This is a genomic window from Mesorhizobium waitakense (assembly GCF_056431085.1).
Window position 1 is genome coordinate 77,326 of sequence record NZ_JBWKME010000050.1, and the last position, 21,467, is coordinate 98,792.

The window sequence follows — 21,467 nt, forward strand, 5'->3', positions numbered from 1 at the left end:
GCATCAAACCCCGTCTCAGGCTCGGCATAGTCGTTTGGTTCGAACATCCCCATGACCGCAGAAATATCCGCCGGCGCCACCGATCGCGCCGATGTGTCGGCCAGAGCCTTGCTCCTGCTGCCACTGACGGTCGCCTGCGGCGTCTTCATGACCAGCCTCGATCAGAATGTCGTCGTGACGGCGCTGCCCGGTATCGGCGAAAGCCTCGGCCGCCCGCCCAGCCAGCTCGGCCTTCTGATCACCGTCTATGTCGCCAGCCTGATCATCTCGATGCCGCTTGGCGGCTGGGCCGCCGACCGCTTCGGCCTGCGCAACGTTTATTGCTTTGCCTTGCTGGTGTTCGCCACCGCATCGGCCCTGTGCGGGTTGTCCGACGACATCTGGATGCTGGTCGGCGCCCGCGCGCTGCAAGGGTTCGGCGGCGCGCTGATGGGCACGCTCGGCCAGGTCGTCATCCTGCAGACCTTTCCGCGCAGCCGCACCCTGAAGATCAACATGTACATCTCGCTGGCCGGCCAGTCCGGACCGCTGGTCGGCCCGCTCGTCGGCGGCGCGCTGACCACCTACATTTCCTGGCGCTGGATCTTCTTCATTAACGTGCCGTTCGCACTGGCGGCGGCTTTCCTTGCCGCCTCGCTGTTTCCGACAGTGACCAAGCCGGTGCGCACGCCGTTCGATTTTCCGGGCTTTCTGCTGGTCGGCAGTGGCATGGTGCTGCTGGTCTTCGGCATGGATTCGCTTGCCGCCAAGGACGCTGCCGGCGGCGTCATCGCCGGTGAACTGGCGCTCGCACTCGTCACCCTGACCATTGCCTCGTTCTACTGCCTGCGCGTGCGTAATCCGCTGCTCGATCTCAAGCTCCTGCGCATCCGCACCTTCCGCATCTCCTTCCTGACCGGCGGCGGCCTGGACACGATCGGCCTCAGCTCGGTCGTCTTTCTGCTGCCTCTGATGTTCCAGCTCGGCTTCGGCATGAGCGCGGTGCAGGCGGGATCGCTGACTTTCGTTGCAGCGGTCGGTTCAGTGGCCATGCGCTTCTTCATGCCGCGTGTCCTCAACCGTTTCGGCTTCCGCCGCGTGCTGGTCTGCAACACGCCGATCGTCGCCGCCATGGTCGCTGGATTTGCCTTGATGCAGGCAACCACACCGGTGTGGATCGTGCTTGCCTACATCTTCGTCTTCGGCGTCTTCCGCTCAGCGCAATGGGCGTCGACCGGCAACCTCGCCTATTCCGACATCGCACCCGAGCAGCTCGCCCGCTTCAGCGCGCTCTATTACATCCTGTGGCAGCTGGCGGTGGCGATCAGCGTCGGCCTCGCCGCCGCGGCACTGTCGTTTCTCGCCGGCAGCGGTCCGGCGGTCACCAACGATTTCCGGATCCTGTTCGTGATCGAGGGCGTCATCACGCTGTGTGCGCTGCTCGCCTATCTCAAGCTGACGCCGCAGGACGGCGCCCATGTCAGCGGCCACGGCGCACAGATGAACACGGAATAGTGCTCGACGCCCAGTTGGCCGGTTCTGGCCAAGGCGGCCGGCTTATTCGCTGAACGTCACCCACTCTTCCAGCGGCACGCGGTCGGTGCGGAAGGCGTTTTCTGGTTTGGAAATGTCCTCATGGCCAAGCGCCATGCCGCAGACGACGATCTCCTCGTCGGGAATATTGAGCACCGGCCTGATCTGCCGGTGATAGGGGGCGAACGCCGCTTGGGGGCAAGTGTGCAAACCCCTGCCCCGCGCCGCGACCATGATGTTTTGCAGGAACATGCCGTAGTCGATCCATGAACCCTGGTTGAGCCGGCGGTCGATGGTGAAGATCATGCCGACCGGCGCGTCGAAGAAGACGAAGTTGCGGTCGTGCTGGGCGCGCATCTTGTCGACCTCGCGACGACCGATGCCGAGCGCGCCATAGAGCCCGAAGCCGTTGGCGCGCCGTCGGGTCAGATAGGGCTCGAAGAACTGGGTGGGATAGTAGCGGTACTCATCCCAATCGGCCTTTTCGGCGCGGATGCCCGAATTGAGGATGGCGTCGCTGATCTGCTGCTTGGTCTCGCCCTTGGTGACGTAGACCTTCCACGGCTGCATGTTGGTGCCGGATGGAGCGCGCGCCGCAACCGCCAGAATGGCGCGGATGGTGTCGTCGTCGACCATGTCGGGCAGGAATGCGCGCACCGAGCGGCGCGACAGGATCGCCTCGTCGACAATCTCGGCCTCGTCCGCAATTCGGGTGTTCTTTTCAAGCATGGGCCGTCCCTTAACCCTCGTCTCGACCGGACGTCCCCACTCGCCGTTCGTGCCCGAGCCTTTGCATGAACCGTCAAAATCCTGCAAGCAAATCTTGAGCATGCGTGAAAATCCGCTTGATTTTTTCATGAGCTTCATTTCTCATGAAATTCGGATGCAAATTTTCATGAAGTGAGCGTTTTGCCTTCACCTACCGCACGAACATTGCAGGGGCCTGACGAACGCGTGCTGGCCAGCGATATCAGGGCGCTGCGCAAGACGCGCGGGCTGACGCTTGCCGAGATCGGCCTGAAGCTTGGCCGTTCCGTCGGCTGGGTCAGCCAGGTCGAGCGTGGTCTCTCGACGCCATCGCTCAGCGACCTCAGAGCCTTCGCTGAACTGTTCGGCGTGCCGATCAGCCTGTTCTTCAGCCATGACGTGCCGGTCGAAAGCGAGCGTGGCGTGGTTGTGCGCGCCGGCAGGCGCCGCACGCTTGGCACAAGCGAATCCGGCCTGGTGGAGGAGCTTCTGTCGCCCGATCTCGGCGGTAGCTTCGAGATGGTGCGTTCGGTCTTCGCGCCGGGCGCGGAGCTGAAAAACGAGGCGCGCCGGCCGACCGAGGAGGCCGGATACGTCGCGTCCGGACTGTTCGACATCGAGATATCGGGCGTCTGGCATCGGCTCGGCGAAGGCGACTCCTTTCGCTTCGAAGGCAAGCCCTACCGCTGGCGCAATCCGGGTGCCGAGCCGGCGGTTGTCATCTGGGTGGTTGCGCCGCCAGTCTATTGAATGCATGTCGCCCAGAAGCGTGCAGCGGCTTGGGATAACGACAGGTATCAAAAACAAAAAATGGAAAGTGCAACGCGCTTTTGGGTTTGTCAGGGAGAAGAACATGGCCGGTTTGCCGAGCACGGCACGCGTGGTGATCATCGGAGGTGGTGCCGTCGGCACGTCCGCGCTCTATCATCTCGCCAAGGCGGGTTGGACCGACTGCGTGCTGCTCGAAAAGAACGAGCTGACCTCCGGCTCGACCTGGCATGCCGCCGGCAATGTGCCGACCTTCTCCTCGTCCTGGTCGCTGATGAACATGCAGCGCTATTCGACCGAGCTTTACCGTGGGCTGGCCGAAGCGGTCGACTATCCCATGAACTACCACGTCACCGGTTCGCTGCGCCTCGCCCACTCGGTCGAGCGCATGCAGGAGTTCCAGCGCGCCAAGGGCATGGGCCGCTATCAGGGCATGGACATCGACGTCGTCGGCGTCGACGAGATCAAGCGCCGCTATCCCTTCATCGAGACGCATGATCTGAAAGGCGCGCTCTACGACCCGAGCGACGGCGACATCGATCCGGCGCAGTTGACCCAGGCGCTGGCCAAGGGCGCGCGCGACATGGGCGCCAGGATCATCCGCTTCTGCCCGGTCACCGGCGTGCGCCGCGAGAACGACGAATGGGTGGTCGAGACCGCGCAAGGCGAAATCCGCTGCGAGATCGTCGTCAATGCCGCCGGCTACCGCGCCGCCGAAGTCGGCAAGATGTTCGGCCGCGAGGTGCCGATGATGGTGATGAGCCATCAGTACATATTGTTCGAGGAAATCCCCGAACTGGCGGCATGGTCGAAGGAACAGGGCAAGAAACTGCCGCTGCTGCGCGACGTCGACACCTCCTACTATCTGCGCCAGGAAAAAAACGGCATGAATCTCGGTCCCTATGAGCGCAACTGCCGTGCGCATTGGGCGACCCACAATGATCCGATGCCAGAGGACTTTTCCTTCCAGTTGTTCCCCGATGACCTCGACCGGCTGGAGCATTATCTGGCCGATGCCGTCGCCCGCGTGCCGATCCTGGGCACCGCCGGCCTGTCCAAGGTCATCAACGGGCCGATCCCCTATACGCCGGACGGCAATCCGCTGATCGGGCCGATGCCCGGCGTTCCCAACGCCTTCGAGGCCTGCGTCTTCACCTTCGGCATCGCCCAGGGCGGCGGCGCCGGCAAGGTGCTGGCCGAATGGGTGACCCAGGGCCAGACCGAATGGGACATGTGGTCGTGCGACCCACGCCGCTTCACCTCCTTTGCTGCCGCGCCGGACTACTGCGTCGCCAAGGGCATGGAGATCTATGGCAACGAATACGCCATCCAGTTCCCGCGCCATGCCTGGCCGGACGGCCGTGACCGCAAGCTGTCGCCGATCCATGATCGCATCAAGGCGCTCGGCGCCCGCTTCGACGCCTATAATGGCTGGGAACGCGCCACCTGGTACGCCAAGGACGGCGACGACATCTCAGAGGAAGCGACACTGACCTTCCGTCGCGAAGGACCGTGGCAGCATCGCGTCCGCGAAGAGTGCCTTGCCGTCCGCGACGCGGCCGGCATCCTCGACCTGCCGGGCTTCTCGCGTTTCAACCTCGAGGGCCCGGGTGCTGCCGAATGGCTGAGCCTGCAGGTCACCGGACTGGTGCCGAAGACCGGCCGCATCGGCCTCGTCTATTTCGCCGACGACAAGGGCCGCATCGTCACCGAAATGTCGGTCGTGCGCCATGACGAGAACCTGATGACGCTGATCACCGCGGCGGTCGCGCAATGGCATGATTTCGAATGGCTGAAATCGAGGATGCCCAAGGATGCGCCGTTCAGGCTGATCGACCGCACCGAGGAATTTTCCACCCAGATCCTGGCCGGCCCGAACTCACGAAAAATCCTCGCTGATATTTGTGAGGCCGACCTCACTTTGCCGTGGCTGACGCATCAGGAGACGAAGATCGCCGGCCGCTGGGCGAAACTCATACGCGTCTCCTTCGCCGGCGAACTCGGCTGGGAAATCCACACCAGGGTCGACGACACCGCCGCCATCTTTGACCCCATCTGCGCGGCCGGAGAACAGCATGGCCTGAGGCCATTCGGCATGTACGCGCTGGATTCGCTCCGGCTCGAAAAGGGCTACCGCACCTGGAAGGGCGACCTGTCGACCGACTATTCGATCCTCCAGGGCGGATTGGAGCGCTTCGTCAAATGGGACAAGCCCGATTTCCGCGGCAAGGCGGCACTGCTGAACGAGAAGCAGCAAGGCGTGACGAAGCGTTTCGTCACTTTGGTCGTCGAGAACCCCGGTGACTGCGATGCCCCTTCTGTTTCCACACTCTGGCACGACGGCAAGATCGTCGGTGAAACGACATCGGGCGGCTGGGGTCATCGGATCGACAAATCGATCGCGCTCGGCATGTTGCGCGCCGATCTGGCGGAACCGGGAACAGCGATCGAGGTCGAAATCTTCGGCGACCGATTTCAGGCGGTCGTGCAGAAGGACGAGCCTTTGTGGGATCCAAGGAACGAGAGGCTGCGCGCGTGAAGAAAATCATCCTCACGGATGGCGGCATGGGCCAGGAACTGGTCCGCCGCAGCAAATCCGAGCCGACGCCGCTATGGTCGGCCAGGGTGCTGAACGACGAGCCGGATCTCGTGCGCGACCTGCATGCGGAATTTATCCGTGCCGGCGCCCGCGTCATCACCATAAACACCTATTCGGCGACACCCGAACGCCTGGCGCGCGAGGGCGCGGAAGACCTCTTCAAGCCATTGCAGAAGCGCGGCATCGAGCTTGCGAGGCAAGCCTGCGACCAGGCTGGCGAGGCAACCATCGCCGGCTGCCTGTCGCCGCTCTTCGGCAGCTATGCCCATGCGCTGACCATTTCATTCGAGGATACGCTCGACACCTACCGTCGCATCGTTGCCGAGCAGGCTGATGGCGTCGACTTGTTCCTGTGCGAGACCATGGCTTCCACCCAGGAGGCGCGTGCGGCGGTCACCGCAGCGGCGGAAAGCGGCAAGCCGGTATGGGTTTCGTGGACGCTGGCCGATCATGGCAAGCCACGCCTGCGCAGTGGCGAGGCATTAGCCGCGGCGGCAAGCGCTCTCGATGGCCTGCCGGTGGCAGCGCGGCTGGTCAATTGTTGCCGGCCCGAGGCAGTCAGCGCAGCGCTGCCCGAGCTGATCGATCTCGGCGGCCCGGTCGGCGCCTATGCCAACGGCTTCACCTCGGTTGAAGCGCTCAAACATGGCGGCACGGTGGATGTGCTGCACGCACGCCACGACCTCGGTCCGGATGCCTATGCCGACCAGGCGATCGGCTGGGTGGAGGCCGGCGCGAGCATTGTCGGCGGCTGCTGCGAAGTCGGACCGCCACATATCGCCGCGCTGCGCGACCGGCTCGAACAGGCCGGCTACGAAATTTCGGGAGATATACATGCCTAGACCATCATCGCGCATTTCCGGCATCGTGCCTTCGGGCAAGGACGGTTGGGAAGTCCATTCGGCCGCTTGGGCCCGCAAGGCGGCCGGCGAAGACATCATCATGCTGTCAGTGGGCGACCATGATTTCGACACGCCCTCGGAAACCATCGAAGCCTGTGTGACCGCGGTTCGCGGCAGCAATCACCACTACACCCCGCTTCCCGGCCTGCCGCGCCTGCGCAAGGCAATGGCGGCAGCCTCGAGCGCCTGCACCGGCGTCGAGACGACGCCGGATCAGGTCATCGCCACGCCGGGCGGCCAGGCCGCACTCTACGCGGCCGTGCAGGCTGTTCTCCACCAAGGCGACCATGCCATCGTGGTGGCGCCCTACTACGCCACCTATCCCAACACGTTCAGCGCCGCCGGTGCCAGTTTCACCGTGGTCGAGACACCGGCCGAGGATGGCTTCCAGCCGCACGCCGACATGATCCGCGCAGCACTTCGGCCCAACACCCGCGCCATCCTGATCAACACGCCGAACAACCCGACCGGTGCGGTCTACTCGCGCGAGCGGCTGGAACAACTGGCTGAGGTCTGCAGGGAGCATGATCTCTGGCTGTTGTCGGACGAGGTCTACTGGACACTGGGCGGCGGCGAGCACGTCTCGCCGCGCTCGCTGCCCGGCATGGCCGAGCGCACGCTGGTCATCAATTCCATGTCGAAGAGCCACGGCATGACCGGCTGGCGCATGGGCTGGCTGACGGGTCCGCACGAGATGATCTCGCTGCTGGTCAATCTTAATCTGGTGACGACCTACGGCTTGCCGGCCTTCATCTCGATCGCCTGCGCCGAGGCGCTCGAGAACCGTTATGGCGTCAAGGAGATCGCCGAACGCTACGCGGCGCGACGCACCGTCTTGATCGACGCAGTGCGTGGCATGAACGACGTCACCGTGCGAGGTTCCGAGGGCGGCATGTATGTCATGCTCGACATATCGGCCGTCGAACCCGACGACGAGAAATTCGCCTGGGCCTTGCTCGACAAGGAAAAGGTCGGCGTGATGCCTGGCTCCAGCTTCGGCGAGGCCGCCGCCGGCCACATTCGCATCAGCCTTTGCCAGCCGGAGCTCGTGCTGCGAGAAGCAGCACTTCGGCTGCGCCGTTTTGCCTCCAGCTATCGCCGCGAGGCCGCATGACCGCCAAGGCCATCCCCACCAAGGCAAGAGCTGTCATCATCGGCGGCGGCGTCTCCGGCTGTTCGGTCGCCTATCATCTGGCCAAGCTCGGCTGGACCGATATCGTGCTCCTGGAGCGAAAGCAGCTGACGTCGGGCACAACCTGGCATGCCGCCGGCCTTATCGGCCAGCTGCGCGGCTCGCAGAACATGACCCGGTTGGCGAAATATTCGGCCGACCTTTACGTCAAGCTGGAAGCCGAGACCGAGGTCGGTACGGGCATGCGCCAGGTCGGCTCGATCACCGTGGCGCTGACCGAAGAGCGCAAGCATGAGATCTACCGGCAGGCGTCTCTCGCTCGCGCGTTCGATGTCGACGTGCGCGAGATTTCACCGAATGAAGTCAAGGAGATGTACCCGCATCTCAATGTGCCCGACGTCGTCGGCGCCGTGCATCTGCCGCTCGACGGCCAATGCGACCCCGCCAACATCGCGATGGCGCTGGCCAAGGGTGCCCGCCAGCGCGGCGCCACCATCGTCGAGAATGTGAAGGTCACCAAGGTCCACACCAAGGCCGGTCGCGTCGCCGGTGTGTCGTGGGCGCAAGGTGAAGAACAAGGCACGATCGAGGCCGACGTCGTCGTCAACTGCGCCGGCATGTGGGCGCGTGAGCTTGGCGCCCAGAACGGCGTCACCATCCCGCTGCACGCCTGCGAGCACTTTTATCTCGTCACCGAGCCAATCCCGGGCCTTACCCGCCTGCCGGTGCTGCGCGTTCCGGACGAGTGCGCCTATTACAAGGAAGACGCCGGCAAGATGATGCTGGGCGCCTTCGAGCCGGTGGCAAAACCCTGGGGCATGGACGGCATCCGCGAGGATTTCTGCTTCGATCAGTTGCCTGAGGACATGGACCATTTCGAGCCGATCCTCGAAATGGGCGTCAACCGGATGCCGATGCTGGCGACCGCCGGCATCCATACTTTCTTCAACGGTCCCGAGAGCTTCACCCCCGACGACCGCTATTATCTCGGCGAGGCGCCGGAGCTGTCCGGCTACTGGATGGCGACCGGCTACAACTCGATCGGCATCGTCTCCTCCGGTGGCGCCGGCATGGCGCTGGCGCAGTGGATCAATGACGGCGAAGCACCCTTTGATCTCTGGGAAGTCGACATTCGCCGCGCCCAGCCATTCCAGAAGAACCGCCGCTATTTAAAGGAGCGCGTCTCCGAAACGCTCGGCCTGCTCTATGCCGATCATTTCCCCTATCGGCAGATGGCGACCTCGCGCAATGTCCGTCGCTCGCCCCTGCATGAACATCTCAAGGCGCGTGGCGCCGTCTTCGGTGAGGTCGCCGGCTGGGAGCGCGCCAACTGGTTCGCCCGCGAGGGCCAGGAGCGCGAATACCGCTATTCCTGGAAGCGGCAGAACTGGTTCGACAACCAGCGCGAGGAGCATCTGGCGGTCAGGAACAAGGTCGGCCTGTTCGACATGACCTCGTTCGGCAAGATCCGCGTCGAGGGCCGCGATGCCTGCGCCTTCCTGCAACGGCTCTGCGCCAACGACATGGACGTGGCGCCGGGCAAGATCGTCTACACACAGATGCTCAACCAGCGCGGCGGCATCGAAAGCGACCTCACCGTCTCGCGGCTGTCGGAAACAGCTTTCTTCCTTGTCGTTCCCGGCGCGACGCTGCAGCGAGACCTCGCCTGGCTGCGCAAGCATCTGACCGACGAATTCGTGGTCATCACCGATGTCACCGCCGCTGAAGCCGTGCTTTGCCTGATGGGGCCGGACTCACGAAAGCTGATCCAGAAGGTCAGCCCGAATGATTTCTCCAACGAAGCCAACCCGTTTGGGACGTTCCAGGAGATCGAGATCGGCATGGGCCTGGCCCGCGCCCATCGCGTCACCTATGTCGGTGAACTCGGCTGGGAACTCTACGTCTCGACCGACCAGGCAGCTCATGTCTTCGAGGCGATCGACGAGGCGGGTGCTGATGTCGGCCTGAAGCTCTGCGGCCTGCACACGCTGGATTCCTGCCGCATCGAAAAGGCCTTCCGGCATTTCGGCCACGACATCACCGATGAGGACAATGTGCTGGAAGCAGGCCTCGGCTTTGCCGTGAAGACGGCCAAGGGCGACTTCATCGGTCGCGATGCGGTGCTGCGGAAAAAGGAGGCCGGCCTGTCACGCCGGCTGGTGCAGTTCCGGTTGAAGGAGCCGCAACCCCTGCTCTTCCACAACGAGGCGATCCTGCGCGACGGCAGGATCGTCGGCCCGATCACCTCGGGCAATTACGGCCATCATCTCGGCGGCGCCATTGGGCTGGGCTATGTGCCGTGTCTGGGCGAGAGCGAGGCGGACGTGCTGGCCTCGTCCTACGAGATCGAGATCGCCGGCGAGCGTTTTGCTGCGGAAGCATCGCTGAAGCCGATGTATGACCCGAAGTCGGAGCGGACGAGGATGTAGTTGTTTCACCCTCCCCCTCGTGGGGAGGGTCGGCTCGCAGTCGTAGCGAAGCGAAGATTGCGAGACGGGGTGGGGGTGCGCCCTATGAGACCCCACCCCACTTCGCAAAAGCCGCTTTGCGGCATTTGCTGTGTGACCCTCCCCACAAGGGGGAGGGTAAAGCCCCTCAGAACCGCTCCAGCTTCCATCGCACCTTCGCCAGAAACGCAGCCCGTGTCTGTGGCGTCGAGGCATCCATCAGATAGTGCGCCAGGAAGAAGGTCCGGCAGCGCGTCGCGCACAGCGCCCGCATGCCGCGCAGCAGGGTCTTGCGTCCGGGCTGGCCGACAACGACGCTCCACCAGGTCGGCGCACCGCAGGTGGTGATGACACCGACCTTGGTCACATGCGTCATCAGCGACTTGATCCGCCCCTTGCCCGCCGGCAGCTTGAAGGCGACGTCCGTCGCCCACACCCGATCGAGCCAGCCCTTCAGCATCGCCGGCAGCCCGTACCACCAGGTCGGATAGACGAACAGTATCGCTTCGGCCCAGTTGAGCAGCTCGAAATGCGGCTTCAGCGCCGGATCCTGCGGCGCCTGGCCGTTGTAGGAGCGCCGTTCGTCGCAACCCATCACCGGGTCGAATTTCTCGGCATAGAGGTCGAGCAGCCGCACCTCCCAGCCCCGTGCCTTCAGCACGTCGACGGCAGTGTCGCGGATCGCCGCGCAAAAGCTCTCCGGCACCGGATGGCAGTAGACCACCAGTGCCCGCATCAGAAGGCGTCCATGCTGGCGCCGACCTTCGCCATGAAGGCCCTGCGCGTTTCAGTGGTCGACAGGTTCATCGCATAGTGCGCGAGATAGCTGACCGGCGCGCCGGGCTTTACGGTGGCGCGCAGCATGCGCTTGATCAGCTTGCGTGGGGGATCGCCCATCAGCATGGCGCGGAACCGGCTGCCGCCATAGGTGGTGACCGCCGCGACCTTGATGATGTTGTGCAGCGAGGGCTGCACCTTGCCGTTGACCAGCTTGAACGACACGCCGGGCAGGAAGACGCGATCGAAGAAGCCTTTCAGGACCGCCGGAAAGCCATAGTTCCAGACCGGGTAGGACAGCACCAGCGCTTCGGCCCGCAGCAGGCGCTCGACATAAGGCGCCACAGGGTCGGACGGGCCGCGCGCATTGTGGTAGTCCAGCCGCTCCTGACGCGTCAGGCGCGGATCGAAATCCTCGGCGTAGAGATCGCAATCGTCGACCTTGTGGCCCGCTGCCGTCAGCCGCTCGACGATCATCTGGTGCAGCCCGGCATTGAAGCTGGTCTCGACCGGATGGGCGTGGAGGACGAGGATGTTCACGGGAGGACATCCCGCAGCAGGTCAGCGCGAAGCACCCCCCTCTGCCCTGCCGGGCATCTCCCCCCCAAGGGGGGAGATTGGCAGCTTCTGCGCCGGACCCGTCCTTCCCCAGTCGGAGGCTGGCGAAAGCGGCGAAGCGAATGATCTCCCCCCTTGAGGGGGAGACGGCCGGCAGGCCAGAGGGGGGTACAGCGCCACGCGTTCGTCATTGCATCACCCCACCCTCTGCAGCCCTTTGAACAGGAATGTCCGGCCCGAACGGTAGTCGTAGTCCGGGTTTTCCCAGGCGATCATCTTGCCGGGGTTGAGCAGGCCCTGCGGATCGGTCTCGCGCTTGAAGGCAAGCTGTATTGCGTCGGTCTGCTTCATGCCGCCCTCTTCCAGCGTGTAGCGGTGCGGGTTGAAGATCGGGCAGCCATTCTCCTCATGCATGCGCACGATCTCGTCGAGCCGCGCTTCGGTGGTGAACTTGACCAGCGGCAGGCCGAAGCAGGTGATGTTGCCGTCCAGCCGCACGAATTCGAGATGCGAGAACACCTCACCGGGAAACATCGCGTCCATCTTCTCGACCAACGCCAGCTGGTTGGGGAAGGGATAGAGCGATTGCAGATAGGTGATCGAGGGGTCGACGCGCAGCGCCCTGAGCGTGGTGTGGTTCCAGGCCAGCTCATAGGCGGGCGGCAGGCCCTTCTTGTCCTCCGGCGTCGCTGTGGCGGCATTGAAAATGACCTCGCCGCCGGCTCGGCGGGTGAAGGCCAAGAAGGCGTCGAGCCCATGCTGCGCCACCATGACGACGCAGATGCTCTGCCCTTCCCTGAGGAATTTCTGGTGCCGCTTGAAATAGAGCTGCGGCACGGGTGCCGCTATCGGCGTGATCAGCTTGGTCAGGATGCCGTCTTGGCAAGCCAGCGCATTGCCATAGCGGGCCGCTTCCATGAAGCTGTCGAAGCCGACGATGACATCGACCCAGTCATAGGCTGATGTCAGCGGCATCTCGACTTCGGTGATGATGCCGTTGGTGCCATAGGCGTGGGTCACCTTGTGCAAATCCTCGCCGGTGAGTTCGAGCGCCTTCGGCTCGGCCTCCATGGTCACCACGCGCAGGCGAAGCACATTGCCGAAATCGCGCAGGCCACCGAAATTGATCGAGCCGACGCCGCCCGAACCGCCGGCGATGAAGCCGCCGATCGAAGCCGTGTTGTAGGTGGAGGGCGACAGCCGGAGCTCCTGGCAGGAATGGGCCCGCGTTGCCTTGTCGATGTCGGCCAGAACCGCACCCGGTCCGGTCACCACGCGCCCCGGCGCGATCGACTTGATCTCGTTCATTTCGGCGAGGTTGAGCACCACGCCGCCGGAGAGCGGCATGGCCTGGCCGTAATTGCCGGTGCCGCTGCCGCGCGGCGTCACCGGCACGCCATGCTTGTGGCAGGCCGCAAGCACGCGGATCAGCTCGGCCTCGTCCTTCGGCGTCACGATCAGATCGCCGGTGACATGATCGAGCTGCTGCTTCAGCACCGGGCTGTACCAGTAGAAGTCGCGGCTCTTCTGCTGGACGATGGCCGGATTGTCGTCGAGCTTCAGGCCTTCGAGATCGCGTTTGAGCGTCGAAACGTCCATCATTCCACCATCAGTTCGTCGAGTTCGGCATAGTCGGGCAGTTGCCGGTCGATCGCGCGCCCGCTGCGCACGACGATGCGATCCGATTCGGGCCGCGACAGCAATTCCGTCCAGCTCCTGCCCTTGAACACGACGAAGTCGGCATCACCGCCGGCAACAAGCGTGCCGAAACCGTCGAGCCGCATCACCCTGGCAGGTGTCGCGGTGACCGCTTGCGGCCAGTCGGCGACCGGATGATCGAAATGCACGATGCGCGTCGCCATGCGGTAGACCTCCAGCATGTCGAGATCGCCATAGGCATAGAACGGGTCACGCGTGTTGTCGGAAGCGACGGCGACTGGAATGCCACGCGCCTTCATCTCGTGCAGCAGAGTCACGCCGCGCCAGCGCGGTGTGGTGTGGTCGCCGCGCCGGTCCTGCAGATAGAGATTGCACATCGGCAGCGACACGACCGCGAGCCCGGCCTTCGCCACCTTGTCTAGCGTGTCGAGCACATCGAGGTCCGGCTGGCGCGCCAGCGAGCAGCAATGGCCGACGAGGATGTTGCCCTCGAAGCCGTTCCAGAGTGCCGCCTCGGCGATCTTCTTCAGCGAGATCGCCGCGATGTCGTCGGTTTCGTCGGCATGGAAATCGAGATCTAGGCCATGCTTGATCGCTTGCGCGAAGACGTGGTCGAGCAGCTCTTCGAGATCCGGCACCATATAGGTGACGACACCGAGAACACCCTTGGCCGCGGCAACCCTTTTTGCCAGCCTGTCGAACCATTTTTTGTCGCGCACGCCCTCGATGCCGATCAGGCATGCGCCTTGCAATTCGATGCGGCCGCGCCATGTCTCGCGCATCGTTTCGAACACCGGCCAGGAGATTTCCTCTTGCGGCGCGACGCTGTCGAGATGAGTCCGCAGCGCCCTGGTGCCATGCGCGTAGGCTGAGCGCAGCGAGAAATCCATGCGCCGCGCCACGTCCTCGGCGTTCCAGCGCGCAGTGCGGTCGGCGCCGGTGGCGTTCAGCGCACCCATGAAGGTGCCATCCGGATTGGGCTTTCGTGCCCAGATATGGCCCTTGTCGATATGCGTATGGCAGTCGACGAAGCACGGCAGGATGATCCGGCCGGCAAGGTCTGTGGCGTCCTCCGGCACTGCGGTACGGCCATGCGCGGCAATGCTGGAAATCTTGCCGTCGGCGACAGCGATGTCTGCAAGCGCAAAGCCATCGCTGTCGAAAGCAGCGGTGAATCCCGGCGTCAGGGACGCGTGGAGCCGGGCGTTTGCGAGGCGGTATGAACCTGTGTTCGGTACCAAGGAACTAGCGCTCCTGCTTCAGCGCGCTTTCGTGCCAGCGCCTTAGAATGAGATGCGAAATCAGCGACAGCACGAGGAAGATCAGGATGCCGGTTAGCGAAATCAGGAACAGCGCCGCAAACAGCCGCGGCGCGTTGAGCCGATAACCGGCTTCAATGATGCGTGAGGCAAGCCCCGACGACTGGCCGGTGGCGCCGGCGACGAACTCGGCCACCACGGCACCGATCAGCGACAGGCCGCCGGCGATTTTCAACCCGCCCAGGAAATACGGCATCGCCGCCGGCAATCTGAGATAGCGCAACTGCTGCCAGCGCGTCGCGCCATTGAGCTTGAACATGTCGCGCAGGTTGCGGTCGACCGAATTGAGGCCGAGCGTGGTGTTGGACAGGATCGGAAAGAAGGCGACGATCCAGGCGCAGAGCAGGAGCTTGGTCGTCTGGTTGTCGACATAGATGTTGATCAGCGGGAAGATCGCCACGATCGGCGTCACCTGCAGCACGATGGCGAACGGGAAGAACGACATCTCGACCCATTTCGATTGCGCGAACAGCACCGCCAGCCCGACACCGCCGATGACGGCCAAGGCCAGGCTGAGGAAGGTGATGCGCAAGGTCACCAGCAGCGCGGAAAACAGCAGGCCGGCATCGTTGTAGAGCGTCCACAGCACCACGCCGGGGCGCGGCAGGATGTATTGCGGGATCTCATTCCACACGCAGATGCGATCCCATAGCCAGATCGCCAGGATCATGATCGCCAGCGGCAGCACCCAGCGACCAATCCGTTCGAGCCGCTCCTGGCGCACGCGGCGCGCTTCCTCGGGATCGAGCTTAAGCACGCCCTCGTCAATGGCCGTCATAATGCGCGCCTGCTGTTGAATTGATGGCCTTGACCAACACGTCGGAGGCCTGCCGGCACAACGCCGCATAGTCGGGCGAGGTCCGGAACGCCTCGTCGCGCGGATAGGCTGCCTCGATGGCGAGTTCGTCGAACACCCTGCCCGGCCGCGCCGCCATGACGACGACGCGGTTGGAGAGAAACACGCTTTCGAAGACGCTGTGGGTGACGAAGACGACGGTGAAGCGCTCGTCCTGCCACAGCTCCAGAAGATCGTTGTTGAGCTTGAAGCGGGTGATCTCGTCGAGCGCGGCGAACGGCTCGTCCATCAACAGCACACGCGGTTTCGTCACCATGGCGCGCGCGATCGAGACACGCATCTTCATGCCGCCGGACAGTTCGCGCGGCACCGCGTCTTCGAAGCCGGTCAGGTGAACCCGCGCCAGCATTTCCGTCACAGCCGGCGCCGCCTTGGCGCGGGAAACGCCTTTCAGCCTGAGCGGCAGCCAGACATTGTCGAAGACGCTGGCCCAGGGCAGCAGCGTCGGCTCCTGGAAGACGAAGCCGATGTTCGAACGGTCAAGCGAGCCGCCGCCGCGCCAGTCGAGCACGCCGGAGGTCGGCGTCGACAGGCCGGCGATCAGCCGCAGCGCCGTCGACTTGCCGCAGCCAGACGGTCCGAGCAGACTGAGGAAATCGCCTTCCCGGATCGTCAGATCGACGTCGCTGAGCGCCGTCACGCCGTTGGAAAAGACCTTGCCGACGCCACGCAGCGCCAGCAATGTCGGAGCGACATCCGACGCGCTCGCCGACGCTTGCGCCACATTCTCCTGCATCATGCCGGAACGGCCTACTTCTTCAGCTCGAGCCCGACGCCCTTGTTGACGAAGGTCAGCGTGTAGGCCTTCTTGATGTCGATGCCGGCTGGCGTGACCTTGGCCTTGACCATCTTGTCGTAGAAGCTCTGGATGCGCGCGTCGGTCATGGCGCCGATGCCGAGTTTTTCGGTGTCGCCTGAATCGGCAAGGCCGAACTTTTTCATCTGCTCGATCGAGAACGCGATCTGCTCGTCGCTCATGTCAGGATTGTCTCTCTTGATCATGTCGTTGGCGGCCTTGTTGTCGCCGTAGAGATATTTGTACCAGCCCTTGGCCGAGCCGTCGACGAAGCACTGGACCACCTCCGGCTTCTTGTCGATCGTGTCCTGCATCACCTCGATCGTCGTCGAGTAGGTGTCCCAGCCATAGTCGGCAAGCAGGAACTGGTTCGGTACGAAGCCGCCTTCCTTCTTGACCGCGAACGGCTCGGAGGTGACGTAGCCCTGCTGGATCGACTTCTTGTTGGCGAGGAAGGGAGCGGTGTTGTAGGTGTAGGGCGCGCGTTTGGCGGCGTCGAAGCCGAGCTCGATGACCATCCACTGGAAGAAGGTCTGCACGCCCTCGTCGCCCAATATGTACTGGTCGGCGTTCTTCAGATCCTCCCATTTGTCGAGCCCCTCGCCGGGGTGGGACATGATGACCTGCGGGTCCTTCTGGAAATCCGCCGCCACCACGCGCATCGGAATGCCTTGCTGGACGGCATCGAAAGCCGACAGCAGATTGCCGCCCATGTAGAAATCGATCTTGCCGGCAAGCAGCATCGGCCGGCCGCTGACCTGCGGACCGCCCTGCATGATGGTGACGTCGAGGCCGCAAGCAGCGTAGGTGCCGTCAGCCACCGCCTGATAATATCCGCCATGCTCCGGCTCGGCCAACCAGTTGGTGCCGAAGGTGACTTTTTCATTCGCCGCGGCACCGAGCGTGCTGGCCGCAAGCAGGGCCACCACCGCCACCGAGATCTTCTGTTTTCCGTACATCAACATCACCCTTTGTTTGCTCCGGCACGCCACGCGCCAGGCTCGACACCAGAGATTCAAGAAGCAAGACACATGCCACCGGCGTCTTGCGCCGGGACCGCCCGCTTGCACCACAGCCATCTGCGAAGCCGGACGGGTCGTGCTGCACCGGAGGCATCGTGCCTATTTTTTGAACGCCTGTCCACAATCGCCCCAGCGACATGCACCGCCATCTTGAAGGTATGGTGCATCCGGTCTTAGGCTACCGACGAACCGGAGATTGCCATGTTCAAGTTCCTCACCCCGAAGTCGATAAAGCCACCCTTTGCCCGCTACAGCCACGGCGTCGAGGTGCCCGCCGGCAAGCGGCTGGTGCTGTGCTCGGGCCAGGTCGCCATCACGGCGGACGACCAGATACCGGAAGATGCCGGCGCACAGGCCGAACTCTGCTTCCGCAACATCGCGGCAGTGCTCGGAGAGGCCGGTCTGGGGCTGCTGGATATCGTCCGCATCAACGCCTACGTCACCGACCGCGCACATCTGCGGCCCTATATGGATATCCGCGACCGGCTGTTTTCCAACCCGGCGCCAGCCTCGACGCTGATGATCGTCACCGGTTTCGCCCGGCCTGAATTCAAGGTCGAGGTCGAGGCGATCGCGGCTGGGTGATCGACAGGCCGCGCTTGCCGCGCTAGGTCTGACCTAATATCGAAGAGGCGTGACATGACCGTTGCAAAAAGACGCGTGTGGTGGGGCGACTACCGCACGACCGAATACGCCTCGATCGACCCGGAGGCAACAATCGCCGTGCTGCCGCTGGCGGCGATCGAGCAGCATGGTCCGCATCTGCCGGTCTCGACCGACACTGCGATCATGAACGGCATGCTCGACACAGTGATTGCCCGCCTTCCAGACGATCTCGACATCCGCATCCTGCCGGTGCAGGCGGTGGGCAAGTCGAACGAACATCTTCACGCGCCAGGCACCCTCACCCTGCCGGCAACGACGCTGGTCGACGCCTGGACCGAACTTGGCCTGTCGATCGCGCGGGCCGGCGTGCGCAAGCTGATCGTCGTCAATTCGCATGGCGGCAATGAAGAGATCATGGGCATCGTCACGCGCGAACTGCGCGTGCGCGAAAACATGCTGGCGGTGAAGACCAGCTGGCAGCGCTTTGGCCGCCCGGCCGGCATGTACACCGAGCTCGAGGACCGCCACGGCATCCATGGCGGCGATGTCGAGACGTCGCTGATGCTGCATTTCCGGCCGGATCTCGTCGACATGGGCAAGGCCGACAATTTCGTTTCCAGTGTCGCGAAGGCCGAAAAGGAATTTTCGCTGTTGCGCCACACCGGCACCCATGCCTTTGCCTGGATCGCCAGCGATCTCAACCCGAATGGCGTAGTCGGCGATGCCAGCATCGCCACGGCCGAGAAAGGCCGGCTGACATCAGAACATCAGGCCGATGGCTTCATCAGCCTGCTGCGCGATGTGCGTAAGGCGAAGCTAGCCGACTGGCTGAAATAGCACTCCCGTCTCAGCGCAGGTCACCTGAATATCAACATGCCTAGATGTCGATCTTCAGCGCAAAGGGCGCTCCTTCAAAAGCGTCGGCGCCGCGCCCGATCGCCTGGATCGCCTCGATCATGCGGCCGTTGCGGTGGAGCAGGAGGTCGGCCACCGCAATCAGGCGCGGGTTGGGCGTCGCCGAGGGAGACAGCGCCCGCAGCGTCTGAGCCAGTTCGGCTTCGTCGCGCTTCGGCGCCAATGCCGCGGCGATGATGTAGGCGGAAGCGGTCGAGCGGCTGATGCCGGCATAGCAATGCACGACCATCGGCTTTGCCCGGTCCCATCGGCGCGCGAAATCGAGCAGGTTGCGGACATGCTCCTCGCCCGGCATGGTCATGCCGTCCTGCGCCACCGCGATGTCGTGCATGACCAGATGCAGATGGTTTTCCCGGGCGATCGAGGCCGGGCGCACAACGTCGGTTCCAGCGGCGAGCAGCGACAGCATACGGTCGGCGCCGGTCCGTGCCACCGTTTCCTCGACCTTTGCCAGAGAGCAGACATGGATCATTGTTTCGAACCCTTCGATCGATCCTCGCGCCGCGACGCCCATTCGGCAAGAGCGGATTCGAGCCGCTGCCATTCCTCCTCGCTCCCCGGTAGCCCGGCGCGCAAGACGCCAGGACGGTCGGCAAAATGGCGCAGCAGGATGCCGCGCTCGCCAAGTGTGGCAAACAGGTCAGCGGCGTCCGGCAAGCGGAGATAGCGGAACAATAAGGTGCCGCCCACGACAGCAGCACCGAAGCGGCCGAACAGCGCGTCGAGCCGCGCCGATGCCTCCGCAAGGGAGGTCCGCATCGCGTCCTGCCAGTCGATATCGGCAAGCGCGCGAATGCCGTATTCCAGCGCCGGGCCGGCGACGGCCCATGGTCCAGATTGGTTGTCCAGCCGGCCGACCGTCGCCGCATCGGAAAGCGCAAAACCAAGCCGCAGCCCGGCCAGGCCAAAGAACTTGCCGAACGAGCGCAGCACCACGATGCCGCCCTGGCTGACATCGCCTGCGAGGCTGTGCTGACGCGGGCCGACATCCATGAACGCCTCGTCGACGACCAGCAGCCCGCCCTTGGCGCGCAGCCCTGCGGCGAGTGCCAGCAGCCTGTCGCGCGCGATGATGCGCCCATCCGGATTGTTGGGATTGACGATGATGGCAAGGTCGGCTTCCGCCAATACTTCGAAATCGCCGACCTCCGTCACCGCGTGCCCGGCGATCGCCGCTGCCCGCGCATGTTCGGCATAAGTCGGACCCAGCACCAGCGCCTTGCCGGGCGCTATCAGCGATGCGACGCGCGGCAACAGGATCTGTGTGCCGGGTGCCGCCGCCACATTGGCTGGCGATGGCGCGCCATAGGCGCTCGCCGCGATCTCGACCAGCTCGCTGGCACGCGCTGCCTCCGGCAGCCGCGACAGGGTGGTGGCGGGCAACTCAAAAAGCGGGTAGGAGTGCGGATTGATACCGGTCGAGAGGTCGACGAAAGGCTGCGGCGCGTTGGGGAAAAGCGCCCTCGCCCGGCCGAGACTTCCACCATGGTCCACCGCCGCCCCATCAAGAAGCTTCATGTCAATCCTGATCGCTTTCCTGTCATTGGCCGCTGAATTCGTCCTGGGTTACCCGGACTGGCTGTTTCGCGCCATCGGCCATCCGGTGACGTGGTTCGGCAGGCTGATATCCTTTCTCGACGGCCGGCTCAACCGCGCCACTGATCCCGACGCGCTGCGTCGCAAGCGTGGTGTCCAGGCGCTGTTGGTCATCGTGCTGGTGCCGGCGGCGATCGGGCTCGGCCTGCAGATCCTGCTCTGGTTCGTTCCCATGGGATTGATCATTGCCGCCCTTCTGGCGACATCGCTTCTGTCGCAGAAGAGCCTCTACGAGCATGTCGAGGCCGTGGCCGACGCGCTCGACACAGGTGGCCTTGCTCTTGGACGCATCGCCGTCTCGCGCATTGTCGGCCGCGATCCCGAATCGCTGGACCGGGCCGGTGTCAGCCGTGCGGCGATCGAGAGCCTGGCCGAGAATTTTTCCGACGGCATCGTTGCTCCCGCCTTCTGGACCGGCGTCGGCGGGCTGGCCGGAGGCGCTGCCTACAAGGCAGCCAACACCGCCGATTCGATGATCGGCCACCGCACCCCGCGCCACGAAGCGTTCGGCTGGGCGGCGGCGCGCTTCGACGATTGGATCAACCTGCCGGCATCGCGCCTGACGGCGCTGTTGATCGTGCTGGCCGCATTCCTCGTCAGGGGTGCTGATGCGAAAAACGCCTGGCAGGCTGTGTGGCGCGACGCGAAAAAACACCGCTCGCCCAATGCCGGCTGGCCGGAAGCGGCGATGGCCGGCGCGCTCGGCCTGGCGCTTGCTGGACCACGCAGCTATGGCGGCGTGCTGGTCGACGACGTCTTCATGGGCGAAGGCGGCCGCCGCGAAGCCGACAGCATCGACATCAGGCAGGCGCTGAAACTCTATCGTGTCGCCGATTATCTGCTGATCGCGCTGTTCGGTTTGGTCTCGGCAATCGTGATCGTCGCGTGAACGTCCAGATGGTCATAAAACCCGACTTACCAGGTAACGCGGACTTGCTTTGCGCCTGAATCAGATGCCTCACCAAACCTTTTGATCGCATACCCTCCGGCAGCCGCTGGAGAAGATTTCAGTACGGGTTCGATCACAACAAAGAGTCGTTCGGCATCTGGTCCATACATGTAGAGGATGCACTTGCCCTCACCAAACTCGTCGCCATCAAACTCGCCGACGGAAGCATTCCCGACAACCTGCTCTAGCCGATCCTCCAGTATGCGAATGGATTCGCGTTCTCGCGACGTTCCAAACTGACCGTCATTGAGAAGAAGATAGACGATTGCAGCTTGCTCCAACGGACAACACTCCTGCTTGCCAAGCT

The 21,467-nt window shown here is 63.8% G+C and carries 20 protein-coding genes; 9 read left to right on the forward strand and 11 right to left on the reverse strand.

All coding sequences use genetic code 11. The features are described from left to right. Positions 1–51: 51 nt before the first annotated feature. Positions 52–1,494 (forward strand): MFS transporter, encoded by a 1,443-nt coding sequence (locus tag AC07FD_RS11660; RefSeq protein ID WP_478349969.1) that lies wholly within the window; start codon positions 52–54, stop codon positions 1,492–1,494. A gap of 42 nt (positions 1,495–1,536) precedes the next feature. Here AC07FD_RS11660 and AC07FD_RS11665 read toward each other — a convergent pair whose 3' ends face one another. Beyond that, the gene (locus AC07FD_RS11665; protein WP_478349970.1) at positions 1,537–2,241 is read right to left on the reverse strand and encodes a nitroreductase; all 705 of its coding nucleotides are present in this window, start codon (positions 2,239–2,241) and stop codon (positions 1,537–1,539) included. A gap of 171 nt (positions 2,242–2,412) precedes the next feature. On the opposite strand from AC07FD_RS11665, the gene AC07FD_RS11670 reads away from it, so the two are divergent. The 5 genes from AC07FD_RS11670 to AC07FD_RS11690 all read left to right on the forward strand — a co-directional run bounded on the left by AC07FD_RS11670 (position 2,413) and on the right by AC07FD_RS11690 (position 10,089). Further along, a complete protein-coding gene (locus AC07FD_RS11670) occupies positions 2,413–3,009 on the forward strand; it encodes a helix-turn-helix domain-containing protein (protein WP_478349971.1) in 597 nt (198 codons plus the stop codon). A gap of 103 nt (positions 3,010–3,112) precedes the next feature. Then, positions 3,113–5,566 carry a GcvT family protein gene (locus AC07FD_RS11675; RefSeq protein WP_478349972.1) on the forward strand — a complete coding sequence of 818 codons (2,454 nt, stop codon included), beginning with the start codon at positions 3,113–3,115 and terminating at the stop codon, positions 5,564–5,566. Then, a complete protein-coding gene (locus tag AC07FD_RS11680) occupies positions 5,563–6,468 on the forward strand; it encodes a homocysteine S-methyltransferase family protein (RefSeq protein WP_478349973.1) in 906 nt (301 codons plus the stop codon). Before AC07FD_RS11675 ends, AC07FD_RS11680 begins: the two co-directional genes overlap by 4 nt. Then, entirely contained in the window at positions 6,461–7,642 is a 1,182-nt protein-coding gene (locus AC07FD_RS11685; protein ID WP_478349974.1) for a pyridoxal phosphate-dependent aminotransferase, read from the forward strand. Before AC07FD_RS11680 ends, AC07FD_RS11685 begins: the two co-directional genes overlap by 8 nt. Beyond that, the gene (locus AC07FD_RS11690) at positions 7,639–10,089 is read left to right on the forward strand and encodes a GcvT family protein (RefSeq protein WP_478349975.1); all 2,451 of its coding nucleotides are present in this window, start codon (positions 7,639–7,641) and stop codon (positions 10,087–10,089) included. The genes AC07FD_RS11685 and AC07FD_RS11690 overlap by 4 nt, the downstream gene beginning before the upstream one ends. Before the next feature lie 166 nt (positions 10,090–10,255). On the opposite strand, the gene AC07FD_RS11695 is transcribed toward AC07FD_RS11690, so the two are convergent. From AC07FD_RS11695 to AC07FD_RS11725, 7 genes are all read right to left on the reverse strand, one after another. Beyond that, a complete protein-coding gene (locus tag AC07FD_RS11695) occupies positions 10,256–10,843 on the reverse strand; it encodes an NAD(P)H-dependent oxidoreductase (RefSeq protein ID WP_478349976.1) in 588 nt (195 codons plus the stop codon). After that, the gene (locus AC07FD_RS11700; RefSeq protein ID WP_478349977.1) at positions 10,843–11,424 is read right to left on the reverse strand and encodes an NAD(P)H-dependent oxidoreductase; all 582 of its coding nucleotides are present in this window, start codon (positions 11,422–11,424) and stop codon (positions 10,843–10,845) included. The genes AC07FD_RS11695 and AC07FD_RS11700 overlap by 1 nt, the downstream gene beginning before the upstream one ends. 213 nt (positions 11,425–11,637) lie before the next feature. Beyond that, on the reverse strand, positions 11,638–13,041 hold the full coding sequence (locus AC07FD_RS11705) for an FAD-binding oxidoreductase (RefSeq protein WP_478350051.1): 1,404 nt from the start codon (positions 13,039–13,041) through the stop codon (positions 11,638–11,640). Further along, positions 13,041–14,342 (reverse strand): cytosine deaminase, encoded by a 1,302-nt coding sequence (locus tag AC07FD_RS11710; RefSeq protein WP_478349978.1) that lies wholly within the window; start codon positions 14,340–14,342, stop codon positions 13,041–13,043. Before AC07FD_RS11710 ends, AC07FD_RS11705 begins: the two co-directional genes overlap by 1 nt. 4 nt (positions 14,343–14,346) lie before the next feature. After that, the gene (locus AC07FD_RS11715) at positions 14,347–15,198 is read right to left on the reverse strand and encodes an ABC transporter permease (protein WP_095087299.1); all 852 of its coding nucleotides are present in this window, start codon (positions 15,196–15,198) and stop codon (positions 14,347–14,349) included. Beyond that, on the reverse strand, positions 15,185–16,015 hold the full coding sequence (locus AC07FD_RS11720) for an ABC transporter ATP-binding protein (RefSeq protein ID WP_478349979.1): 831 nt from the start codon (positions 16,013–16,015) through the stop codon (positions 15,185–15,187). The genes AC07FD_RS11715 and AC07FD_RS11720 overlap by 14 nt, the downstream gene beginning before the upstream one ends. Before the next feature lie 11 nt (positions 16,016–16,026). Then, positions 16,027–17,031 (reverse strand): ABC transporter substrate-binding protein, encoded by a 1,005-nt coding sequence (locus tag AC07FD_RS11725; RefSeq protein WP_478349980.1) that lies wholly within the window; start codon positions 17,029–17,031, stop codon positions 16,027–16,029. Between the two features lie 264 nt (positions 17,032–17,295). Here AC07FD_RS11725 and AC07FD_RS11730 point away from each other — a divergent pair, with 264 nt between their 5' ends. Together AC07FD_RS11730 and AC07FD_RS11735 are read left to right on the forward strand one after the other, a co-directional pair. Next, entirely contained in the window at positions 17,296–17,679 is a 384-nt protein-coding gene (locus AC07FD_RS11730; protein WP_478349981.1) for a RidA family protein, read from the forward strand. 54 nt (positions 17,680–17,733) lie between these two features. Beyond that, entirely contained in the window at positions 17,734–18,537 is an 804-nt protein-coding gene (locus tag AC07FD_RS11735; RefSeq protein ID WP_478349982.1) for a creatininase family protein, read from the forward strand. A gap of 40 nt (positions 18,538–18,577) precedes the next feature. On the opposite strand, the gene AC07FD_RS11740 is transcribed toward AC07FD_RS11735, so the two are convergent. Continuing rightward, positions 18,578–19,087, reverse strand: a complete 510-nt coding sequence (locus AC07FD_RS11740) for a tyrosine phosphatase family protein (RefSeq protein WP_478349983.1) — start codon at positions 19,085–19,087, stop codon at positions 18,578–18,580. Continuing rightward, entirely contained in the window at positions 19,084–20,133 is a 1,050-nt protein-coding gene (gene cobD, locus AC07FD_RS11745) for a threonine-phosphate decarboxylase CobD (protein ID WP_478349984.1), read from the reverse strand. The genes AC07FD_RS11740 and cobD overlap by 4 nt, the downstream gene beginning before the upstream one ends. On the opposite strand from cobD, the gene cbiB reads away from it, so the two are divergent. After that, positions 20,132–21,100 carry an adenosylcobinamide-phosphate synthase CbiB gene (gene cbiB, locus AC07FD_RS11750; protein ID WP_478349985.1) on the forward strand — a complete coding sequence of 323 codons (969 nt, stop codon included), beginning with the start codon at positions 20,132–20,134 and terminating at the stop codon, positions 21,098–21,100. The two genes, cobD and cbiB, sit on opposite strands and share 2 nt — an antisense overlap. Before the next feature lie 26 nt (positions 21,101–21,126). On the opposite strand, the gene AC07FD_RS11755 is transcribed toward cbiB, so the two are convergent. Then, entirely contained in the window at positions 21,127–21,441 is a 315-nt protein-coding gene (locus tag AC07FD_RS11755; RefSeq protein ID WP_478349986.1) for a hypothetical protein, read from the reverse strand. Positions 21,442–21,467 lie beyond the last annotated feature (26 nt).

Bases quoted from the DNA above. Each gene is read 5' to 3' on its own strand.
- AC07FD_RS11685 (WP_478349974.1), top strand. From the start codon at position 6,461: ATGCCTAGACCATCATCGCGCATTTCCGGCATCGTGCCTTCGGGCAAG.
- AC07FD_RS11715 (WP_095087299.1), bottom strand. From the start codon at position 15,198: ATGACGGCCATTGACGAGGGCGTGCTTAAGCTCGATCCCGAGGAAGCG.
- AC07FD_RS11740 (WP_478349983.1), bottom strand. From the start codon at position 19,087: ATGATCCATGTCTGCTCTCTGGCAAAGGTCGAGGAAACGGTGGCACGG.
- cbiB (WP_478349985.1), top strand. From the start codon at position 20,132: ATGTCAATCCTGATCGCTTTCCTGTCATTGGCCGCTGAATTCGTCCTG.
- AC07FD_RS11695 (WP_478349976.1), bottom strand. From the start codon at position 10,843: ATGCGGGCACTGGTGGTCTACTGCCATCCGGTGCCGGAGAGCTTTTGC.
- cobD (WP_478349984.1), bottom strand. From the start codon at position 20,133: ATGAAGCTTCTTGATGGGGCGGCGGTGGACCATGGTGGAAGTCTCGGC.
- AC07FD_RS11705 (WP_478350051.1), bottom strand. From the start codon at position 13,041: ATGGACGTTTCGACGCTCAAACGCGATCTCGAAGGCCTGAAGCTCGAC.
- AC07FD_RS11690 (WP_478349975.1), top strand. From the start codon at position 7,639: ATGACCGCCAAGGCCATCCCCACCAAGGCAAGAGCTGTCATCATCGGC.
- AC07FD_RS11665 (WP_478349970.1), bottom strand. From the start codon at position 2,241: ATGCTTGAAAAGAACACCCGAATTGCGGACGAGGCCGAGATTGTCGAC.
- AC07FD_RS11660 (WP_478349969.1), top strand. From the start codon at position 52: ATGACCGCAGAAATATCCGCCGGCGCCACCGATCGCGCCGATGTGTCG.
- AC07FD_RS11720 (WP_478349979.1), bottom strand. From the start codon at position 16,015: ATGATGCAGGAGAATGTGGCGCAAGCGTCGGCGAGCGCGTCGGATGTC.
- AC07FD_RS11725 (WP_478349980.1), bottom strand. From the start codon at position 17,031: ATGTACGGAAAACAGAAGATCTCGGTGGCGGTGGTGGCCCTGCTTGCG.
- AC07FD_RS11675 (WP_478349972.1), top strand. From the start codon at position 3,113: ATGGCCGGTTTGCCGAGCACGGCACGCGTGGTGATCATCGGAGGTGGT.
- AC07FD_RS11730 (WP_478349981.1), top strand. From the start codon at position 17,296: ATGTTCAAGTTCCTCACCCCGAAGTCGATAAAGCCACCCTTTGCCCGC.
- AC07FD_RS11735 (WP_478349982.1), top strand. From the start codon at position 17,734: ATGACCGTTGCAAAAAGACGCGTGTGGTGGGGCGACTACCGCACGACC.